General features: G+C 65.2%; 22 protein-coding genes. 9 read left to right on the top strand and 13 right to left on the bottom strand.

The genetic code is table 11. The features are described 5' to 3' along the window. The first annotated feature begins 75 nt into the window (after positions 1–75). The 6 genes from ubiE to JNE37_RS08000 all read left to right on the top strand — a co-directional run bounded on the left by ubiE (position 76) and on the right by JNE37_RS08000 (position 5,028). Positions 76–840, top strand: a complete 765-nt coding sequence (ubiE, locus tag JNE37_RS07975) for a bifunctional demethylmenaquinone methyltransferase/2-methoxy-6-polyprenyl-1,4-benzoquinol methylase UbiE (protein WP_035092880.1) — start codon at positions 76–78, stop codon at positions 838–840. An 11-nt stretch (positions 841–851) separates the two neighbouring features. Further along, positions 852–2,390: a 2-polyprenylphenol 6-hydroxylase gene (gene ubiB / locus JNE37_RS07980; RefSeq protein WP_203065885.1), complete on the top strand. Its 1,539-nt coding sequence runs from the start codon at positions 852–854 to the stop codon at positions 2,388–2,390. Positions 2,391–2,477: 87 nt separating this feature from the next. Next, a complete protein-coding gene (locus tag JNE37_RS07985; protein ID WP_035033726.1) occupies positions 2,478–3,089 on the top strand; it encodes a hypothetical protein in 612 nt (203 codons plus the stop codon). A 14-nt stretch (positions 3,090–3,103) separates the two neighbouring features. Next, a complete protein-coding gene (dut, locus tag JNE37_RS07990; RefSeq protein WP_035033727.1) occupies positions 3,104–3,568 on the top strand; it encodes a dUTP diphosphatase in 465 nt (154 codons plus the stop codon). Continuing rightward, entirely contained in the window at positions 3,516–4,283 is a 768-nt protein-coding gene (locus JNE37_RS07995; protein WP_203065886.1) for a DUF2259 domain-containing protein, read from the top strand. Before dut ends, JNE37_RS07995 begins: the two co-directional genes overlap by 53 nt. A 1-nt stretch (position 4,284) precedes the next feature. Beyond that, positions 4,285–5,028, top strand: coding sequence for a HesA/MoeB/ThiF family protein (locus tag JNE37_RS08000; RefSeq protein WP_203065887.1), 744 nt, complete (start codon positions 4,285–4,287; stop codon positions 5,026–5,028). A gap of 48 nt (positions 5,029–5,076) precedes the next feature. Here the strand turns inward: JNE37_RS08000 and fabB are convergent, their stop codons facing one another. Next, complete coding sequence (fabB, locus tag JNE37_RS08005) at positions 5,077–6,300, bottom strand: beta-ketoacyl-ACP synthase I (protein WP_035033730.1); 1,224 nt, start codon at positions 6,298–6,300, stop codon at positions 5,077–5,079. 127 nt (positions 6,301–6,427) lie between these two features. Continuing rightward, complete coding sequence (gene fabA / locus JNE37_RS08010) at positions 6,428–6,934, bottom strand: 3-hydroxyacyl-[acyl-carrier-protein] dehydratase FabA (RefSeq protein ID WP_035033731.1); 507 nt, start codon at positions 6,932–6,934, stop codon at positions 6,428–6,430. A gap of 259 nt (positions 6,935–7,193) precedes the next feature. Between fabA and irrA the strand changes: the two genes are divergently transcribed. After that, positions 7,194–7,571, top strand: coding sequence for an iron response transcriptional regulator IrrA (gene irrA, locus JNE37_RS08015; RefSeq protein ID WP_052015363.1), 378 nt, complete (start codon positions 7,194–7,196; stop codon positions 7,569–7,571). A 26-nt stretch (positions 7,572–7,597) separates the two neighbouring features. Here irrA and JNE37_RS08020 read toward each other — a convergent pair whose 3' ends face one another. Beyond that, positions 7,598–8,179, bottom strand: coding sequence for an SH3 domain-containing protein (locus JNE37_RS08020; RefSeq protein WP_203065888.1), 582 nt, complete (start codon positions 8,177–8,179; stop codon positions 7,598–7,600). 142 nt (positions 8,180–8,321) lie between these two features. Between JNE37_RS08020 and JNE37_RS08025 the strand changes: the two genes are divergently transcribed. Further along, a complete protein-coding gene (locus JNE37_RS08025; RefSeq protein WP_035090211.1) occupies positions 8,322–9,344 on the top strand; it encodes a 2-hydroxyacid dehydrogenase in 1,023 nt (340 codons plus the stop codon). A 35-nt stretch (positions 9,345–9,379) separates the two neighbouring features. Here the strand turns inward: JNE37_RS08025 and JNE37_RS08030 are convergent, their stop codons facing one another. The 10 genes from JNE37_RS08030 to JNE37_RS08075 form a co-directional block, all read right to left on the bottom strand. Beyond that, positions 9,380–10,960, bottom strand: a complete 1,581-nt coding sequence (locus JNE37_RS08030; RefSeq protein WP_203065889.1) for an MFS transporter — start codon at positions 10,958–10,960, stop codon at positions 9,380–9,382. Further along, positions 10,957–11,184: a YjiS-like domain-containing protein gene (locus tag JNE37_RS08035; RefSeq protein WP_203065890.1), complete on the bottom strand. Its 228-nt coding sequence runs from the start codon at positions 11,182–11,184 to the stop codon at positions 10,957–10,959. Before JNE37_RS08035 ends, JNE37_RS08030 begins: the two co-directional genes overlap by 4 nt. 114 nt (positions 11,185–11,298) lie before the next feature. Then, the gene (locus tag JNE37_RS08040; protein ID WP_203065891.1) at positions 11,299–12,105 is read right to left on the bottom strand and encodes an alpha/beta fold hydrolase; all 807 of its coding nucleotides are present in this window, start codon (positions 12,103–12,105) and stop codon (positions 11,299–11,301) included. 12 nt (positions 12,106–12,117) lie between these two features. Continuing rightward, on the bottom strand, positions 12,118–12,573 hold the full coding sequence (locus JNE37_RS08045) for an SRPBCC family protein (RefSeq protein ID WP_203065892.1): 456 nt from the start codon (positions 12,571–12,573) through the stop codon (positions 12,118–12,120). Between the two features lie 67 nt (positions 12,574–12,640). Next, complete coding sequence (locus JNE37_RS08050; protein ID WP_203065893.1) at positions 12,641–13,135, bottom strand: SRPBCC domain-containing protein; 495 nt, start codon at positions 13,133–13,135, stop codon at positions 12,641–12,643. Positions 13,136–13,152: 17 nt separating this feature from the next. Further along, positions 13,153–13,626 (bottom strand): SRPBCC family protein, encoded by a 474-nt coding sequence (locus JNE37_RS08055; protein WP_203065894.1) that lies wholly within the window; start codon positions 13,624–13,626, stop codon positions 13,153–13,155. Then, on the bottom strand, positions 13,623–13,970 hold the full coding sequence (locus tag JNE37_RS08060; RefSeq protein ID WP_182398799.1) for an ArsR/SmtB family transcription factor: 348 nt from the start codon (positions 13,968–13,970) through the stop codon (positions 13,623–13,625). The genes JNE37_RS08055 and JNE37_RS08060 overlap by 4 nt, the downstream gene beginning before the upstream one ends. A 100-nt stretch (positions 13,971–14,070) precedes the next feature. Then, positions 14,071–16,206, bottom strand: coding sequence for a polyribonucleotide nucleotidyltransferase (gene pnp, locus JNE37_RS08065; protein ID WP_182398800.1), 2,136 nt, complete (start codon positions 16,204–16,206; stop codon positions 14,071–14,073). Between the two features lie 344 nt (positions 16,207–16,550). Then, on the bottom strand, positions 16,551–16,820 hold the full coding sequence (rpsO, locus tag JNE37_RS08070; protein WP_035033742.1) for a 30S ribosomal protein S15: 270 nt from the start codon (positions 16,818–16,820) through the stop codon (positions 16,551–16,553). A gap of 157 nt (positions 16,821–16,977) precedes the next feature. Next, complete coding sequence (locus JNE37_RS08075) at positions 16,978–18,729, bottom strand: sensor histidine kinase (protein ID WP_203065895.1); 1,752 nt, start codon at positions 18,727–18,729, stop codon at positions 16,978–16,980. Positions 18,730–18,938: 209 nt separating this feature from the next. Here JNE37_RS08075 and JNE37_RS08080 point away from each other — a divergent pair, with 209 nt between their 5' ends. Then, a complete protein-coding gene (locus tag JNE37_RS08080; protein ID WP_203065896.1) occupies positions 18,939–20,048 on the top strand; it encodes a serine hydrolase in 1,110 nt (369 codons plus the stop codon). Positions 20,049–20,225: the final 177 nt, after the last annotated feature.

Genomic DNA, 20,225 nt, shown 5'->3' on the forward strand with positions numbered 1-20,225 from the left:
AGCAAAGCCGAACCCACTCCGCTATGGTGCCGCCAAATCACGAACGCGGAGGCGGCCGAGAGGGTCGCGACAGGTATGAGTGAAGCCCGCGAAACCACGCATTTCGGCAATCGCCAGGTAGCGCTAGAGGAGAAACAGGGCCTCGTCAACGCGGTGTTCCACGGCGTGGCCGACCGCTACGACCTGATGAACGACCTGATGAGCGGCGGCGTCCACCGCGTCTGGAAGGACGCCATGGTGGCCAACCTTGCCCCGCCCAAGAAGGGCACCCGGCCCTATCGCGTGCTCGACATGGCGGGCGGCACCGGCGACATCGCCGAGCGCATCATCAATGCCTCGCTCGGCTATGCGGAAGTGACTGTTTCCGACATCAATTCGGACATGTTGCGCGTGGGCGAGGAGCGGGCCAGGGGCTGGCGCTTCGGCAGCCAGGCCCGGTTCGTGGAAGCCAATGCCGAGGAATTGCCGTTCGAGGACGAGAGCTTTAACGCCTATACGATCGCCTTCGGCATCCGCAACGTGCCGCGGATCGACAAGGCGCTCAAGGAAGCGCATCGCGTACTCAAGCGCGGCGGACGGCTGCTGGTGCTCGAATTCTCGCAGGTGGACGTTCCGGGGCTCGACCGCATCTATGACATGTTCTCGGACCGCCTGATCCCGCCGATGGGGCGGGTGGTGACGGGCGATGCCCAGCCCTATCAATATCTCGTCGAATCCATCCGCAAATTCCCTTCGCCTTCAGCCTTTACCGCCATGATCTCGGCGGCCGGGTTCAAGCGCGTCACCCACACGCCCTATTCGGGCAATATCGCGGCGCTGTTCGGCGCCTGGAAGATCTAGGCGGTTTGCCGATGGGGCTTGGAGCCTATTTTCGCCTCGCCCGGGCGGGCTTCGTTCTGGCGCGCGAGGGCGCGTTCTCGATCATCGATCCGGTGACGCTGCCGCCCTCCTTCCGGTTTGGAGTGGGGCTGGCCCGCATCTTCGAGCGACCCTCGGTGCGCAAGACGGGAAGCATCGAGCGGCTGACGCGGGCGCTCAACCGGCTGGGCCCGACCTATGTCAAGTTCGGCCAGACGCTGGCCACGCGCCCCGATATCGTCGGCCCTGAGATCGCCAGGGAATTGTCGGGCCTCCAGGACTCGATGGAGCCGTTCGACCCCAAGCAGGTGCCGGGCATTCTCGAAGCGGCGCTCGGAGAGAAGGCGGCCGAGCTCAGGGAATTGTCGGCGCCGATCGCGGCGGCCTCGATCGCACAGGTGCACCAGGCACGGCTCCAGGGCGAGGACGGCATCACGCGGCGCGTGGCGGTCAAGGTGCTGCGGCCGGGCGTGGCCGAGCGGTTTCACGCCGATATCGAAAGCTATTACGCCGGCGCCCACATGGCCGAGCGCTGGGTGCGCTCGATGCGGCGGCTGCGGCCGGTGGAAGTGGTCAAGACGCTCGATCATTCCGCCCAGATCGAACTCGACCTGCGGCTCGAAGCGGCCTCCATTTCCGAGTTCGCCGAGAATACCGCCGAGGACAAGGGCTTCGTGGTGCCGAAAGTCTATTGGGACTTCACGGCGCAGAACGTCCTGACGACAGGTTGGGTCGAAGGGATTCCAATCCGCGATTTCGTGGCGCTCGAGGCGGCTGGGCTCAACCGGAAGGAGCTGGCGCGCAACCTCCTGCAGAGCTTTTTGCGCCATGCCATCCGCGACGGCTTCTTCCATGCGGACATGCATCCGGGCAACCTCTTCGCCGATGCGGCGACGGGCGACATCATCGCCGTCGATTTCGGGATCATGGGCCGGATTTCCAAGCGCGAGCGGCGATTCCTGGCCGATATCCTCTATGGCTTCATCACCCGCAATTACCGGCTGATCGCCCAGCGGCACTTCGACATCGGCTATGTGCCGCGCACGCAATCGGTGGACGATTTCACCCTGGCGCTGCGCTCTATCGGGGAGCCGCTGTTCGGGCGCAAGGCCAGCGACATCTCGATGGCGCGTGTGCTCGGCCAGCTCTTCACGGTGACCGAGCTCTTCGACATGCAGACACGGCCCGAGCTCATCCTGCTGCAGAAGAACATGGTGCTGGTCGAGGGCGTGGCGCGGGCGCTCGACCCCGAACTCGACATCTGGACCATTGCCGAGCCGGTGGTGGGCGACTGGGTGCGGCGCGAGGCCGGGCCGCTGGGGCGGGTGGAAGACCTCAGGGACGGGCTAGGCATCCTGACCGACACCGTCCAGCGCCTGCCGGCCATCGTGCGCCAGGCGGAAGCGGCGCTCAACGAATGGCAGGCCGAGAAGGATCAGCGCGAGCCGTGGCTCTCGCGCGGGCTGCTGCTTTTCGGCTTCTGGCTGGTGGTTCTCACCTGCATAATCGTCATTTGGCGACTGGCTACCTGAATCCGGCTTGCCCTGCGTGAATGCCGTGCTAGAGGAGCGGCGGGGCGTACCCGCCGTGCACGCGGCGGCAAATCAATGAGGGATTCTATGACCATGCACATTTACGGCAAGCTCGCGGGCGCGCTTGCCCTGACCTTCACGCTGGCCGGTTGCATCGACGCCAAGGTCGAAGTCGACGTCACCAGCGAGACCACTGCCAAGGCCACCATCACCCAGATCATGGGTGCTGAAATCTATCCGATGATCAAGGCGAGCCAGGCCGAGAAGACCGAGGGCGACAGCCCGGCAGACGATTTCTGCGCCGAGGGCGAGCTGACCGAGAGCGCCGATGGCGGCGCCACCTGCGTCATCAGCAAGGAAGGCCCGTTCGCCGAGCTCGTCTTCGACGAAGAGGAAGAAGATCCGGGCATCACCTTCACCTCTGCCGGTCCGGGACTGGTGCGCGTGGCGTTCGCCACGAGCGGCATCACCAAGGACCTGGGCGACCAGGAAGAGATGGACGAGCAGACCAAGACGATGATGACCCAGATGTTTGAAGGCCACGCCTTCACGCTCAAAATCTCGGGCGGGGAAATCACCGACACCAACATGACCATTGCCGGCGACAAGCAGTCGGCCGAGAAGGTCATTCCGTTCCTCGACATCATCAACCGGACCGTGGACCTCCCCGAGGAGCTCTACGCGGTCGTCAAGAAGTAAGGAAGGAAGGGCCCATGACGGAACAGGTCAGCGTCGGCTTCTGCTGGCTCGATCACGGCAAGGGCCTTCCGGTTCCCCGGCAGCAATCGTCGGGCGCGGCGGGAGTGGATCTCTGCGCCGCGCTCGGGTTCGATGACGATATCGTCATCGCGCCCGGCCAGCGGGCGCTCGTGCCCTGCGGCTTTGCCCTGGCCCTGCCGGAAGGCTACGAGGCGCAGGTGCGGCCCCGCTCGGGGCTGGCGGCCAAGTTCGGCGTGACAGTTCTCAACGCGCCGGGCACTATCGATTCCGACTATCGCGGCGAAGTGCAGGTGATCCTCATCAATCATGGCGACAAGCCGTTTCCGGTGCGCCGGGGCGAGCGGATCGCGCAGATGGTGATCGCGCCGGTGGTGGCAGTCGATTTCAGGCTGGAGGACAAGCTCGATGACACAGCACGCGGGGCCAAAGGGTTCGGCTCGACCGGGCATTCTGCCTAGGCTGCTCCTCCTAGTCGCTTTCATCGTGCTGTCCGCCCTGCCGGCGCGGGCGGGCGACGCGGCGCTCATCGAGTTCCTGGGCTATTCCGAGGACGGCGACCATTTTGCCTTCGAGGAATTCGGTATCCAGGACGGCTCCGGCTTTGCCTATTCCACCATCTATGTCGTCCAGCTTTCGACCGATAGCTGGGTCAAGGGTACACCGTTCCGGGCGCAGGCCGGCGAGGCCGATGCCGAGCGGCCGCTGGCCAAGGTGCGGGCCGATGCCCGGGCGCTGGCCAAGGGCCAGCTCGAAGCGCTGGCGATCGAGGTGCCGGCGCAGATCCTGGCGCTGATCGGGGACGGCACGATCGACGACGACGCCACCCAATTGCGGTTCGCCGACCCTGCCTGCTGCGGCATCGCAACGGTGAGCGAGACCGAGCAGGTGCTCAAGCTTACGACATTCGAGAGCGATGCCGGGTTCGACTGCGTGGCGCTGACCGAGCAGAAGGCACTTGGCTATGCGCTGACCCTCGCAGTCGACGGGGTCGAGCGCGAAGGGCATCGGGACAAGGGCGTGCTGCCCAAGTCGCGAGGATGCCCGATGGCGTATCGCCTTTATGGCGTGGTGCGCTCGTTCGATGGCGGCGGGCATGTGGCCATCGTCGCGGTGCACGCCTTCGGTTTTGAGGGACCCGACCGGCGCTTTCTCGCCGTGCCGCTGGTCGACTGACATGACCGAGCCGCTCACGCCGGAAGAAACGCGCCGCTATGCCCGGCACATCGTGCTCAAGGGCGTGGGCGGGGAAGGCCAGCAGAAGCTCAAGGCCGCGCGGGCCGGCGTGATCGGCGCGGGCGGGCTGGGGAGCCCGGTGATCGCCTATCTGGCGGCGGCGGGGGTAGGAACGCTTGTTATCGTCGATGACGACGCGGTGTCGCTCTCAAACCTCCAGCGCCAGATCGTGCATCGGAGCGACGATATCGGCCGGGCGAAGGCCGAGAGCGCAGAAGGGTTCGTCGCCGCGCTCAATGCGCATGTCGAGGTCTTGCCGGTGGTCGCGCGGCTGGATGGCGGCAATGCCGCTTCGGTTCTTGCAGGGTGCGACGTGATTATCGAAGGCACCGACCGGTTCGATTCCCGGCTGGTGGCGGCCGAGGCCGGCGAGGCACTGAGGGTGCCGGTGGTTTCGGGTGCGGTGTCGATGTTCGACGGGCAGGTGACGGTTTTCGCGCCACACCGGCAGGATGCGTCCGGCCGCGCCTATCCCCGTTTTCGCGACCTCTATCCGGATGATCCGGAGGAAGGCGACCTGCCCTCGTGCGAGGTGGTGGGCGTGCTGGGGGCGGTGACGGGGGTGATCGGCACGCTGATGGCCATGGAGGCAATCAAGCTGATCACCGGGCTCGGCGAGCCGCTGCTGGGACGGCTGCTGCTCTACGACGGACGCGCGGCGCGGTTCACGGAGCTTGCCTATTAGCGGCGAGTTGAGGAGGAGGCGCGGGCCTCCCCCTCGATGGGAACGTGGTCAGGCGTCGGGGTGCTTGAAGACGAGCGTGGCGTTGGTGCCGCCGAAGCCGAAGGAATTGGAGAGGGCCACGCCGATATTGGCGTTGTCGCGGCGGGCGCGCAGGATGGGCATGTCCGCGAATTCGGGATCGAGGTTCTCGATATTGGCGCTCTCGCACATGAACCGGTTCTGCATCATGAGGATGCAGTAGATCGATTCCTGGACACCGGTAGCGCCCAGCGAATGGCCAGTCAGCGACTTGGTGGCCGAGATGGGCGGGCACTTGTCGCCGGTGCCGAAGACGGCGCGCAGGGCCTCGATTTCCTTGCGGTCGCCCACGGGCGTCGAGGTGGCGTGCGGATTGATGTAGTCGACCGGCAGGCGGACGCTTTCCAGCGCCATGCGCATGCAGCGCTCGGCGCCTTCGCCCGAGGGTGCAACCATGTCGTATCCGTCCGAGGTGGCGCCATAGCCGATGATTTCGGCGAGGATATTGGCGCCGCGGGCCTTGGCATGCTCGAGCTCTTCAAGCACCAGCACACCGGCGCCGCCGGCGATGACGAAGCCGTCGCGATCGCGGTCATAGGCGCGCGAGGCCTTGGCCGGGGTCGCGTTGAAGTCGGACGACATGGCGCCCATGGCGTCGAAGAGATTGGACATGGACCATTCGAGGTCCTCATGGCCACCGGCGAAGACGATGTCCTGCTTGCCCATCTGGATCTGCTCGTAGCCATTGCCGATGCAATGCTTGGAGGTGGCGCAGGCCGAGGAGATGGAATAGTTGACGCCGAGAATGCCGAAGGCCGTGGCGAGGGTGGCCGAACCCGTCGAGCTCATGGCCTTGGGCACGGCCAGCGGCCCGATGCGCTTGGGACCCTTTTCACGGGTGATGTCGGCCGCTTCCACGATCGCCTTGGTCGAGGGACCGCCCGAACCCATGACGATGCCGGTGCGCGGATTCTTGACGTCGCTCTCTTCCAGGCCCGCATTCTCGATGGCCTGCTGCATGGCCACGTAGTTCCAGGCCGCGCCCTTGCCCATGAACCGGGTCGTGCGGCGGTCGAGGATTTCGAACGGATCGAGCGTGGGATTGCCATAGACCTGGCAGCGGAAGCCCAGGTCGGCATAATCCTGGGCGAATGTGATACCGGGCCTGGCGAGCTTGAGGCTTTCCAGCACTTCGGCGGTGTTGTTGCCGATGGAGGACACGATGCCCATCCCGGTAACGACAACTCGTCTCATATCGTCCTCATCTCCTGCACCTGCTCCACATGAGCGGCGGCGCTTGGTTGTAGCGCAAAGGCCGGGTTGTGCGCCACGGCCAGTCTAGCGGATTGCAAAGAACACGACAGGGGTCGCAAGGACACCATCAAATGTCGGTGAAAAGGCCGACCCGCAGGTCCTTGGCCTCGTAGATGACCTTGCCGTCGGCCTTGACCCAGCCATCGGCGATGCCCAGAGCGAGCTTGGAGCGCATGACGCGCTTGATATCGATACCATACTCGACGAGCTTGACGTCGTTGGTCACCTGGCCGGTGAACTTGATCTCGCCGCCCAAAGCACGGCCACGGCCGGGCGAGCCGCCCCAGCCGAGGAAGAAACCGGTCATCTGCCAGAGGGCATCCAGGCCCAGGCAGCCGGGCATGACGGGATCGCCCTGGAAATGGCAGGCGAAGAACCAGAGGTCGGGATTGACGTCGAGCTCGGCGCGCACTTCCCCGCGATGGTGGGTGCCACCATTGTCGTCGATATGGGTGATGCGGTCGAACATCAACATCGGCGGCAGCGGCAATTGCGCATTGCCCGGTCCGAAAAGCTCCCCGCGCCCGCAGGCCAGCAGTTCTTCGTATCCGTATGCGTTGGGGCGGTCCGCCATATAGACTCTCTAGTTAGACTTCTCCTCCCCTGTAGAGGGCGCTTGCAGGCGGGTCAACCGGTTCCAGACCGGGTTTCCTAGCACTTTGGGCGGTTTTGCCGCCCCTTCCACGAGGAAGCGCTGCTTGTGTGGGCGGGGCGTGGTGGCTATAAGTTCACGCAACACTCTTGTGACAACGTTTCAGGCCTCGATGCACGATCGCTCATCGCCTCTTCGCACCGTCCCCTCGCGTCGCCCGTGCCTGACGGCCGTGTTGCGCATGGCCGGCCTGCGTCCGACCCGGCAGCGCATTGCCCTGGCCGAACTGCTCTTTGCCGGCTCGCACCGGCATGTGAGCGCCGAACAGCTGCACGAAGAAGCCAGCACTGCCCGCGTCAACGTCTCGCTGGCCACGATCTACAACACGCTGCACCAGTTCCAGGAAGCGGGGCTGCTGCGCGAAGTGGCCGTGGACGCCTCGCGCTCCTATTTCGACACCGATACGTCGGACCACCACCATTTCTATATCGAGGACGAGCAGCGGGTGGTGGATATTCCCTCAGCCTCGATTCAGATCCAGGGCCTGCCAGAGCCGCCCGATGGCATGGTGGTGACCCATGTTGACGTCGTGGTGCGCGTCAGGAAGCAGACGGCCTAGGCCTCTGCCTTTCGGGCCTTAAGGCCTCAGTCGAACTTCTCGCCCTGATAGACGCCCCAGAGGTCGCCCTGGGGCAGGTAGCCCGTATAGGTGGTGGGACGCCCATTGGCCGGATGGTCGGTGGCCGAGACTTCGCACCAGGCGCCGTCGCATTTGGAGATTTCGACGCGGAAGCCCGAGGTGAGGTAGGCGCGCACGCCCGCTTCCTCGGCAGCCTTGCTGCGCAACGGAATCTGCTGGCCGCTGGACCAGGGCGCGACATAGCCGGCGCGGCCGCCCGAGAGCAGGTTCTGGTGCACCCAGCCTTCCGAGCCATCGAGATCGCGTATCTTGCGCCAGGTATCGAATTCCTGGACGATTTCGACGGGGAGGCCCGCCTTCACGTAAACCCAGGCGATATCGTATTTGGTGCCCGGCCCGACGCGCACATTGATGGGGGTCGAGCGGGTGGTGACGAAGCGTGGCAGCGGCAGACCGCTCGGATTGCTGGTCGCCGACTGGGCAAGCGCATACGCCGGCTGAAGGGCCAGAATCAGGAGGGCAGCGAGGGCTATGGCGAGAAGCCGTAAGGAGGAAAGGCTTTTGTACCCGCCGGGCGCGTGAAACATGACTTTGCAGACTTCTGGAATTTTCCTATCACTAGTCAAAAGACCTTAATGGTCGCTGAAAGGGGCGCGAAATGAACTCCAGCCACACCGCCAACCCTGAAACAAGCGCCCTGGGCCTATTCGCCGCGATCGTAGCGGCGCAATGACCACCCCTAAACCCAAGATCGTCGTTACCCGCCGCCTGCCGGCCTCGGTCGAGGCGCGGATGGCGACGCTTTTCGATGCGCAGTTCAACATCGAGGACAATCCGCGTTCGCAGGACGAGGTGCTGGCGGCGCTCGAAGGCTGCGCGGTGCTGGTTTCCTCGATCACCGACCAGCTCGATGCCGCGTTTTTCGCGCGGGTGCCCAAATCGGTGCGGCTCATCGCCCAGTTCGGCAATGGCGTGGACAATATCGACATCGAAGCCGCCTATGCGGCGGGGCTGACGGTGACCAATACGCCGAGCGTCCTCACCGAGGACACGGCGGACATGGCCATGGTGCTGATGCTGGCGCTGCCGCGGCGGCTGGTGGAGGGCACGCAATTGCTCATCCGCGACCGGCATTGGGAGGGCTGGTCGCCGACCTGGATGCTGGGACGGCGGCTGCGCGGCAAGTCGCTGGGCATTGTCGGCATGGGCCGGATCGGCACGGCCGTGGCGCAGAGGGCCCGGGCGTTCGGGCTCAACATCCATTATTTTTCCCGTAACCGCCGGCCGCCGACGATCGAGGAAAAGCTCGAGGCGACCTATTGGGCCGATCTCGATGCGATGGTCGGGGCGGTCGATATCGTTTCGCTTCATACGCCCTATACGCGCGACACCTACCAGATCCTGGGCGCCGAAAGGCTGGCTCGCATGAAGCAGGATGCGATGGTGGTAAACGTGTCGCGGCCCGAGCTGATCGACGAGGAAGCACTGGTGACCGAGATCGAGAAGCGGCACCTGAGCGGGGCGGCGCTCGATGTCTTCGAATATCGCCAGGGCATCAATCCGCGCCTGCTGGCACTGGCCGAGGCCAACAAGGTGGTGCTGACGGCGCATATGGCCTCGGCAACGCTGGAGGCCCGGGTGGAGATGGGGGAGACGGTGATCGTCAATATCCGCGCCTTCATCGACGGACACCAGCCGCCGCACCGGGTTTTGCCCGAAGTGCATGGCCAGAGCCGGATGGCGCGGGGCTAGGGCCGCCCGTCGGGCGGGCGACCCCATTTTCGTTTTCAGGCAGAGGCAGGCTGGGAAGCGGCTTCCTCGTCTTCGGCCGGGCCGGTGGCGCCGATGGGCGGCAGGTGGCGCAGGCGCGTCATGACCAGCACGGCCACGCAGAGCAAGGCGACGGCGCTGACGGCTGCCACGACATGCATGCCGTTGGTGAAGGCCATGCCGGCAGCGGTCATCAGTTCGCGGCCGAGGGCTTCGGGCAATTGGGCGGCGGCGACCGAGGCGCTGGCGAGGGTATCCTCCACGGCGCTGACGATATCGGCGGGAAGGCCCTGGGGGGCCGTGACCGATATCTGGGCACGGTAGATGGCAGTGCCGACGCTGCCCAGGATAGCGATGCCGAGGGCGAAGCCGAATTCGGCGCAGGTTTCCGACAGGCCAGCGGCAGAGCCCGCCTTTTCAGGCCGCACCGAGCTCATGACGATGCCGTTGGCCAGCGTAACCATGGGCGCGCAGCCGGCATTGAAGAACATGAAGCCGACGACGACCGGCCAGACGCCGGAGGCGGCATCGGCCCGGGTGATGAGCAAGGCACCGAGCGCGCCGACGACGAGGCTGCCGGCGATGAGTGGGGCCGGGCGCATGCGCTGGGCGAGAATGGGCGCCAGCATCAGCATGCCGGTCATGGCGACGACGCCGGGCAGGCCCCAGAGGCCGGCATGGAGCGGGGAGAGGCCGAGGACCAGCTGGAAATACTGGCTGGTATAGAGCATGACCGCGCCGGTCGAGGTGATGCCGAACATGCCCAGAACCGCCGTCGAGAAGGCGCGATTGGAAAAGAGCGTGAGATCGAAGAGCGGATCGGCGAGGCGCCGCTGGCGGGCGATGAAGACGATGGAAAAGCCGAGGCCGATGGCGATGGCGGCGAGTGAGAGGGCGGAAATGCCGGCATGGGCCATTTCCTTGAGCCCATAGACGACGGGCAGGATCGAAAGCAGCGACAGGACGACGCTGAGGAGATCGAGCCGGCCGGCGGCGGGATCGCGATATTCGGGCAGGAGGAATGGTGCGGCCACCAGAAGCAGCAGCATGACCGGCACGGCCAGCAGGAAGACCGAACCCCACCAGAAATGCTCGAGCATGAAGCCGCCGACCAGCGGTCCCACGGTCATGCCGGCCATGAAGCAGACCATCCAGATGGAGATGGCGACGCCACGCTGGGCTGGATCGCGGAACATGTTGGTGATGAGCGCCAGGATCGAGGGCGACATGGTGGCGCCGGCCAGGCCCAGGACCGCGCGAGCCGCGATGAGAGTGGCGGCGCTCGGGGCGAAGGCGGCGAGGATCGAGGCGAGGCCGAAACCGGCGCCACCGAACATGAGGAGCTTGCGGCGGCCGATGCGGTCACCCAGCGTGCCCATGGTGATCATGAAGCCGGCGAGCATGAAGCTATAGATATCCATGATCCAGAGCTGCTGGGCGCTGTCGGCGCCAAGTGCGGCGCTCATATGCGGGAGCGCGAGGACCATGACGGAAACGTCGATGGAAACGAGAAGGCTGGGAAGGGCGAGGACGGCAAGGCCGGTCCATTCCCTGGCGGTCGCGCGGGCAGGGCCGGGCGCGGTGGAGGCGGCGATCATCGGGAAATCTCCTGCTGATGAGGTTGATGGCGAGCCGCGAAGGCAGCTTCGATGGCGTCGGAAGACAGGCCGAGATCGGCGAGCCGGTGCGGGTTCATGTCGAGAAGGCTGCGCAGGGCCTGATGCCGGGCCTGCCGCTGCCGCCAGGCAGCGAGGCGAGCACGGAGGGCGCGGCCGAAGGGGTAGGCCGGTCGATCGTCGAGACGTGGGACAGCAATGGACATTTGAGCATCTCCTCGATTGGCAAAGCATCCTCGTTCCGCCTTTCACGACGAAGGAGGGCGGGAGAAATCGACAGGCCGGGACAAAAAAGCGGGGTGATCCCGCGCCGAACGCCTTCAGGCGTTCAGGAATTCGCGCAAAGCCGGGGCGATGGCCTCGGCGGCGGGGCCGTGGCCCTGGCCCGGCAAGGTGCGGCGCCGGGCATTGGGGATGGCAGCAGCGACCGTTTCGACGGAGTGGCGGATATAGGGCATTTCGGCGGGCGTCGTTTCGCCGTCGAGCACCAGGGTGGGCGTTGCTATGCCGGCCCAGCGCTGCGGCAGGGCGCCATCGGCATAGCCGCGCTGCATGATGCGAGCGTCGTAGCGCAAGGTTGGGGCAATGGCGGTGACAATAGCCCAGAACGGGCTGGCGGCCATGCCATCGACCATTTCGGGCGGAACGCCGACACCGGTGATGAAGAAGTGGCGGGCGGCGCCGTCGCGATCATTGCGCGCGATGAAGCCGTCAAGCTTTGCGACGTAGTCGGCGGGCATGGGTTGACGGGCCGGCGGCAGGGCGAAAGGCGGTTCGTAGAGTATCAGGCTTTCGACCGGCAGGCCGGCCAGCACCGCCTCGGCGGCGAGCACGGCGCCGGAGGAATAGCCGAGGAGCGAGGCCTTGCCGCCGACCACGTCGATCAGGGCGGCGATATCCTCGAGTTCGCGTTCGACGGCGTAGTCCGGGGCGTCGGTGCTTTCGCCGCGGCCGCGGCGATCATAGAGGATGATCATGAAGCGATCGGCGAGGAGCGCCGAGAGCCGGGCGAGGGTCGGATCGATGGCGCGGTGCTGGATGGCACCGGCCACATGGATCAGAGCCGGACCATTGCCCTCCCGCTGATAGGCGATCTTCGTGCCGTCTTTCGAGGTGATGGTCGGCATTTGCGCGCTCCCTCAGGCGGTCTTGAGGTATTTTTCGAGCTGGTCGATGAGCGCGATCGTGCCTTCCTTGCGCTGCTCGTTATTGTCGAGCCCGTCGAGATAGGCGCCGTGTTCGGTAACGAGGAGGCGTGTGCCGCTGCCTTCCGCGCGCAGTTCGACCGAAGCAAGCGAGACCGAGATGCGAGCGCCGTTCATGGTCATGTCGTAGGTGTAGATGATGCGCTCGTTCTCGACGATGTCCTGGTAGAGGACGTCGAAGGTGAAGGTGGTGCCGCCGGCTTCGCCTTCATTGTATTCGCGCCCGCCGACACGGAAATCGAACTGCTTGGGCGTATTGTCGCCGCCGGGAGCGCCGAACCACTTGGCTTTCTGCTTGACGTCAGCCCAGGCGGCGAAGACGCGGGCGGGCGGCACCGGCAGGGTGCGTTCGATGACGAAGGTGCCATAGGCGATGGAGCGTTCAGTCATTTTGCCGTCCTAATTGTTAAGTGATAACTTAAGTATTCATGCGCGACGGCATGAGTCAATGCTTAAGTTAGTGCTTAAGTGATTTTTCGTCGAACAGGCCGGCGAGATGGGCGAGGCGAAGCGTGGCGCCGTTGAAGCGGCCGCGCGGGCTATCGAGGCCATCGAGGAAAATGCCCTGCTCGCAATAGCGGATGGCGCAGGCCTTTCCGTGCGGGGCGATTTCGAGGCTGGCGAGGGAGGAGGAGCCGTGGCGCCCCTCTATGCGGATGTCGTAGCTGAAGACGATGCGCAGGTCGGGGACGATCTCGCGATAGACCGCCTCGTAGGTGAAGCGGCGGCCACAGGAGGAGCGACCATAGAGAAACTCACGGCCCCCGACGCGGAAATCGAGATGGCGGTGCAGGCTTTCGATCGAGAACCAGCGAGCCTTGCAGGCGGGCTCGGCCCAGGCGGCGAAAACCTTGGCAGCCGACGCGGGGAAGTCGCGCTCAAGGAGGAAGCTCGACTGGATGAGGGAGTGCGGTGGCCGGTCGGGAGCGTGGATGGGCAGAGAGGGGAGCACAGTATCCCCTCCTCGGCTCAGGCGTCGGCGGATTCGCGGGCGAGGAAATTGCCCAGCGCGTCGAGGAGATCGCGCGTGCCCTGTTCGCGGCTGCCGGCATCGTCGTAGCCGTCCAGGAACGCGCCCTGTTCGGTCAGGACGAGTTCGGTGCCGCCATCCACGGGGCGCAGTTCGAACGTAGCGACGGAGACCGAGATGCGCGTGTCGTCCAGGTGCATGTCGTAGCTGTAGATGATGCGCTCGTTCTCGACGATGTCCTGGTAGATGGCGTTGAAGGTGTGGACGGTGCCGCCCGGCGGGCCGCCACGGCTCATCTCACGGCCGCCGACGCGGAAATCGAAGCTGTGCTCGTCGGAGCCCCACTCTTCCGGGCCGTTGAACCAGGCGGCCTTGCGCCTGGGATCGGCAAAAGCGGAGAAGACGCGGCGGGCGGGCACCGGATAGGTGCGGCGCAGGGTGAAGGTGGCGTGGGTGACCGAACGGGTCGTCATGATTGCACTCCATCGTCTTCGGGATTGGCGGCGAGGAATTCGCCCAGCCGGTCGAGGCGCCGCACCCATTGCGTGCGCCGGTCGTTGATCCATTGCTCGGCAAGGCTCAAGGCGCCGGAATCGAGGGTGCAGGTCCGCACGCGCCCGACCTTTTCGCTTTTCACCAGCCCACTCTGTTCCAGTACCTGCAGGTGCTGCACGACAGCGGGCAGCGAGATGGGCAGGGGCCTGGCCAGTTCACTCACCGAAGCAGGGCCGCGGCTCAGCCGCTCGACCATAATCCGTCGGGTCGGATCGGCCAGGGCCTGGAACATGAGGTCTAGGGATGCATCTTGGTTAAGCATGCACTTAAGTATCGTCCGGCGCGGCGAAGAGTCAAGCGGACAAAGCAAAGGGCCCGGATCGCAACCGATCCGGGCCCTTTGTTATTGGACTGGCTCAGCCTTACTCGGCGGCCGGGGTCTCTTCCTTGGCGATTTCCTTGCCGGTCGCCTGGTCGACGACCTTCATGGAGAGGCGAACCTTGCCGCGCTCGTCGAAGCCCAGGAGCTTGACCCAGACCTTGTCGCCTTCCTTGACCACGTCGGTGGTCTTGGCAACGCGGGCTTCGGCCAGCTGGGAGATGTGGACGAGGCCGTCCTTGGCGCCGAAGAAGTTCACGAACGCGCCGAAATCGGCGGTCTTGACCACGGTGCCCTGGTAGATGTGGCCGACTTCCGGCTCATCGGTGATCGAGCGGATCCACTTGATGGCCGCATCGATCGCCTTGCCGTCCGAGGACGAGACCTTGACGGTGCCGTCGTCGTTGATGTCGACCTTGGCGCCGGTCTTCTCCACGATCTCGCGGATGACCTTGCCGCCCGAACCGATGACTTCACGGATCTTGTCGGTCGGAATGGTGATCGACTCGATGCGCGGGGCGAATTCGCCGACGCTGTCGCGGCTGGCGGTCAGGGCCTTGGCCATTTCGCCCAGGATGTGCTCGCGACCGCCCTTGGCCTGACCGAGAGCGACCTTCATGATCTCTTCGGTGATGCCGGCGATCTTGATGTCCATCTGGAGCGAGGTGACGCCGTCGGCGGTGCCCGCAACCTTGAAGTCCATGTCGCCCAGGTGATCTTCGTCACCCAGGATGTCCGAAAGCACCGCATAGCGGTCGCCTTCGAGGATCAGGCCCATGGCGATGCCGGCGACCGGCTTCTTCATGGGCACGCCCGCATCCATCAGCGCCAGCGAGGTGCCGCAGACGGTGGCCATCGAGGAGGAGCCGTTCGACTCGGTGATCTCGGAGACCACGCGGATCGTGTACGGGAACTCTTCGGACTTCGGACGGATCGGGTTGATGGCGCGCCAGGCGAGCTTGCCGTGGCCGATTTCGCGGCGGCCGGGCGAACCCATGCGGCCGGTCTCGCCGACCGAATAGGGCGGGAAGTTGTAGTGCAGCATGAAGTTCACCTTCTCGGTGCCTTCAAGGCTGTCCACGAACTGCTCGTCGTCGCCCGTGCCCAGGGTCGCAACGACCAGGGCCTGGGTTTCGCCACGGGTGAAGAGGGCCGAGCCGTGCGTACGCGGCAGGATTCCGACTTCGGCGACGATCGGGCGGACGGTGACCAGGTCACGGCCGTCGATGCGCTTGCCGGTGTCCAGGATATTCCAGCGGACGATCTTGGCCTGGAGGTTATGGATGACCTCGCCGAGAGCTTCTGCCGAAACGGTGCCGTCTTCGATGGCCTGGGCGAAGTGTTCCTTCACCTTGGCCTTGGCGGCGTCGACCGCTGCGTAGCGATCTTCCTTCTTGGTGATCTGGTAGGCGGCGCGCAGGTCGGTCTCGGCAACAGCCAGAACGTCCTTCTCGAGCGCCGAATAATCGGGCGCGGTGAAGTCGCGCGGATCCTTGGCGGCAAGCTCGGCCAGCTTGATGATGGCCTCGATGACCTTGCGCGAGGCTTCGTGGCCGAACATGACGGCCCCGAGCATCACTTCCTCGGAAAGCTCCTGGGCTTCCGATTCAACCATCAGCACGGCGTCGGCAGTGCCGGCCATGACGAGGTCGAGCTTGGAATCGACGCGCTTGTCGATTGCGGTGTTGAGGACGTACTGGCCGTCGATATAGCCGACGCGCGCGGCGCCGATCGGGCCCATGAACGGCACGCCCGAAATGGTCAGGGCCGCGGAGGCTGCAACCATGGCCAGGATGTCCGGCTCGTTTTCCATGTCGTGCTGGAGAACGGTGACGATGACCTGGGTCTCGTTCTTGTAGCCATCGGGGAAGAGCGGACGGATCGGACGGTCGATCAGGCGCGAGGTCAGCGTCTCGTTTTCGGTCGGACGGCCTTCACGCTTGAAGTAGCCGCCCGGGATCTTGCCGGCGGCGAAGTACTTTTCCTGGTAGTTGACGGTCAGCGGGAAGAAGTCCTGGCCGGGCTTGGCGGACTTGGCCGACACGACAGTGGCCAGCACCACGGTCTCGCCCAGGGTCGCCATGACGGCGCCGTCGGCCTGGCGGGCAACCTTGCCCGTCTCGAGCGTCAGCGGCTGACCACCCCAGTTGAGTTCCACTTTGTGGGTATTAAAGAACATGTCTTGTCTTTCCTTGTGCCGGAAGCCCTTTGAGGCGCGGTGCGTAGGACCGCTGGGGACATATCCGGTGCACCCCGCCGGCCGCACCCCATGTGCAGGACCAGCCCCAAGGCGCCTATTTCCGCTCCGGCCGGCAGGGCGCGGCCCGAAAGGGCAACCCAACGCCTCGCCGCTTTGTCCTGGCGGAACATGGACAAGACAATGAGCAGCTCACCTCGAAGGGTGACGTATGAGCGGCCGATAATCCTGCCATGCTCCGTCAAATACCGGACTACGCATGACCCGCCCGAAGGGCGGAAACGGCATGGGAGCCTGGCCCCCATGCCAAAGTTCGTCGCGCCAAATTAGCGGCGCAGGCCGAGCCGTTCGATCAGGCTCTTGTAGCGGGCTTCATCGACGTTCTTGACGTAGTCAAGCAGACGGCGACGGAGCGAAACGAGCTTCAGCAGACCGCGGCGGGAATGGTTGTCCTTGCCGTGGGTCTTGAAGTGTTCGGTGAGGTTGGCAATGCGCTCGGAGAGGATGGCAACCTGGACTTCGGGCGAACCCGTGTCGTCCTTCTTGGTCGCATATTCCTTGATCAGAGCGGCCTTGCGCTCAGCAGTAATCGACATCGTGTGATCCTTTACTCTTAGGATTTTGGGACGCTCGCTGCCGGGATGTCGTCCAGGAGGAGCCGCTAAAAGACGAGCCGAGCCCCCGAAGGGACTTTGCCGCTTGCGGGGCATATAGGGGAAAAGCGCCGCCAATACCAGCCAAATCTCGAAGACGTCAGGCGGCGGGCGGCTCGGCGGTACTCTCCTCGCTCTCCTCGCGACGCCGGGGCGCAAGCTGCTCGTCGGGCCGGCGGTTGGGGTTGAGGGCTTCCAGCGGGATGAGGAAGCGCCACTCGATGCCGTCGCGATGGAGGGTACGCGTGACCTCGGCGCCGAGCGAGCCGCCGACCATGGAATTGAGGACGGTGGTGCCGAAGCCGGTGCGCGTCGAACGGCGACGGCGGGCCTTGACCCTTTCGCGCCAATTGAGATCGACGACATCGCCGCTGATGGTCCAGGAAACTTCGAGCTGGCCGGAATCGTCGGCGAAGGCGCCGTATTTTACGGCATTGGTGGCAAGTTCATGGGCGGCCATGCCCACGATCTGGGAGGCCTGGGTATTGAGCATGAGCGGCGGGCCCTCGATGGTGACACGCGTCGGGTCCTGCGGCTTGAAGGGCTCGATCTGGCCGACGAGGATGTCCTTGAGATTGACGCCCACCATGCCGGAGGCGAGGAGCAGGTCGGTCGAGCGGGCGAGGCCGAAGATGCGACGCTCGAAGGCGGAGACGAACTGGCTGACCGAGGTGGCATTGCGCGCGGTCTGCTTGGCCATGGCGGCGATGACGGTCATCTGGTTCTTGGAGCGGTGCGCCAGCTCGCGCATGAGGAAGCGCACTTCGTTCTCGGCCTTGCGACGCTGGCGGGCGGCATCGCCGATGGCGTCGGATACCTGGGCAATTTCAGCGACCGGGTAGTTGCGGGCGGCGACATCCTGGCCGGCGCCCAGTCGCTTGGCGTCGTCGGCGAGACCACGGACCGAGCGGTTGATCTGCTGGGCGATCCAGACGACGAGCGCGACGATGAGGGCAGCGAGCATGAGGCCACCGAGGACGAGGGACAGCACGGCCTCGTTGAGCGGCTTTTCGACCACCTTGCGGGGCGCCCAGGCTATGACGCGCCAGGCGGCGGCCGTCGGCTCGGCGGCGACTGTCACGTATTCCTGGCCGGCGACGTTCTCGACCGCCCAACGGCCGCTCTGGCCGAACTGGCCATCGGAGGCCTGGAGGAAGGACGCGCCGGGGGCGAGGTTGGAGGCGTCGGAAGCGGCGAGCACGCGGTCTTCGCTGTCGACGACCGCGACGTTCCACCCGTCGGGGAGCTGGCGCGACTGCAGGGCGGAGGCGAGGTTCTGGGATATCTCGTTGAGGGCAAGGACCAGATAGCTGCCATCAGGGCGGCGGTAGCGCTGGAGGACGTTGAACACCCAATCCTTGGAATTGGCGCCGATGAAGACGTTGGAAACGACGGAGGCATCGGTCTTGAAGGCGGCTGCGGCCGATTGGGGATTGGCGGTCTTGGGGAGCGCGGTGCCGTAGGGCTCGCGGGTATTGAGGAGCTGCTGGAAACTGGGATCGAGCACGACGAGGAACGAGCCGGTGCCGCGCAGGGCCTCGACGGCGCGGGCGTGGACGGCGGCGTAGTCGCCATTGCCGAGCGAAGGGCTGGTGGCCAGGACCTTGAGCGTGGTGGTCATGGCCTCGATCTGGCGGTCGATGGCCTGGGCGACGGCCTGGCTGGTGGCGAGGGTCAGGGCGCGCACCACCTCTTCCTGCGCATCGTTGTTGCGCTGGAGGAGAATGGCCGAGAAGATGAAGGCCGGCGCCAGGGTGATGAAGGCCAGGATGAACAGATAGGCCGCGATCGGCAAAGGCTTGGGATCGCTCTTGCGTCGCAGAGCCGGCAGGCCCGATCTGTTTGGAGTCATGGTCACCTCTGCCTTGCCGGCAACATTAATCGTGGATGGAAAGGGCGCAACCGCGGCAGGGAGCCGTCATGGCGCTGCAAGGTTGTAGCTCAAGACTGGACCACGCGACGCGGCCCTGCCCCGTCGATATGCTGGAGGCCCTTGCTATGGGTTTGTTGGTGAAGGCGGCCATGGCCGCGTTTTTGGCTTTGATCATTGGGGGCGCGGCGATGGCTCAGAATGCGGACAAGGACAAGGGCATGATCAACATGCTGTTCGGAGAAACGCCTGTGACGGCAGAGAGTTTCGCGCCGGACTTCCTCAATGCGATTCCATTCGAGCAGGTGCGCAGCCTGATCGAGGCCACGCGCAAGCAGATCGGGCCGGTGCTGGACGTCAAGGAGACCAGCGGCGGCTACCGGATCGAGACGGCGACGCACCAGATGGACGTCAAGATCACGCTGGATGGCCAGGGGCGCGTGGCGGGCCTGCTGCTGCAGCCGGCAGTGGCGACGGCGCAAACGATCGATGAGCTGGCGGCCGAACTCGCGGCATTGCCAGGCAACGTGGCCTATCTCGTGACCAGGAACGGGGACGTCGTGGTGGCGAAGGATGCCGACAAGGCGCTCGCCGTCGGTTCGGCCTTCAAGCTGGGCGTGCTCGCCGCGCTCAAGGACAGGATCGAAGCTGGGACCGACCGGTGGGAGGACGTGGCGCGGCTCGAGGCGCGGCAGGTGTCGCTGCCGAGCGGCATCCTGCAGACCTTTGCCGTGGGCTCGCCGGTGACGCTTTCGACGCTGGCGACGCTCATGATCTCGATCAGCGACAATACGGCGACCGACGTACTGCTCGACCATGTGGGGCGCGAGGCGGTGGCCAAGCGTCTGGGCGTCGACTTCGTGCCCAAGACGCGCGAGCTCTTCATGCTCAAGGCCGACAAGACGTTGCGCGAGCGGTATCTGGCGGCGGACGTGGCTGGCAAGCTCGCACTAGCCAGGGAGATGGACGACCGCTCGATCAGCCTCAAGGAGGCGGCCCTGACGCCGCATGACGACGGCGTGGAGTGGTATGTGCCGCTCAACCGGCTCTGCGAACTGGCCGTGGAGGTCAAGGACCTCGACCCAATGCGGGCGGCGCCGGGACCTGCGGGAGACGTCGACTGGGCGCAGGTGGCCTATAAGGGCGGCAGCGAGGTGGGCGTGCTCAACATGACGACCGCGGCAGTGAGCCGGGCGGGCGATGTCTATTGTGTGGCGATGACTTGGAACAACGGGGAAGCACTGGATGCCGCCAAGGCGGTCGTGCCGTATGGAGGGATTTTGGCGAAGTTGGCGCGGTAGGTTTCGATCTCGCCCCCCGTTGAAGGTCGGGGATATCCGGGCGCAAAGGCCTAGGGTCCGTACTCAAAAATCCCGGCGCCCGCAGAGCGCTTATCTCCCCATCCGACAGATGCTGCGCCACACCCACTCAACTTCCCCGGCCGCAGAGCCGGGGAAGTCCGGTGGGTGGGGCGGCCA

Origin of the sequence: Paradevosia shaoguanensis (assembly GCF_016801025.1) — a bacterium.
Taxonomy (GTDB): domain Bacteria; phylum Pseudomonadota; class Alphaproteobacteria; order Rhizobiales; family Devosiaceae; genus Paradevosia; species Paradevosia shaoguanensis.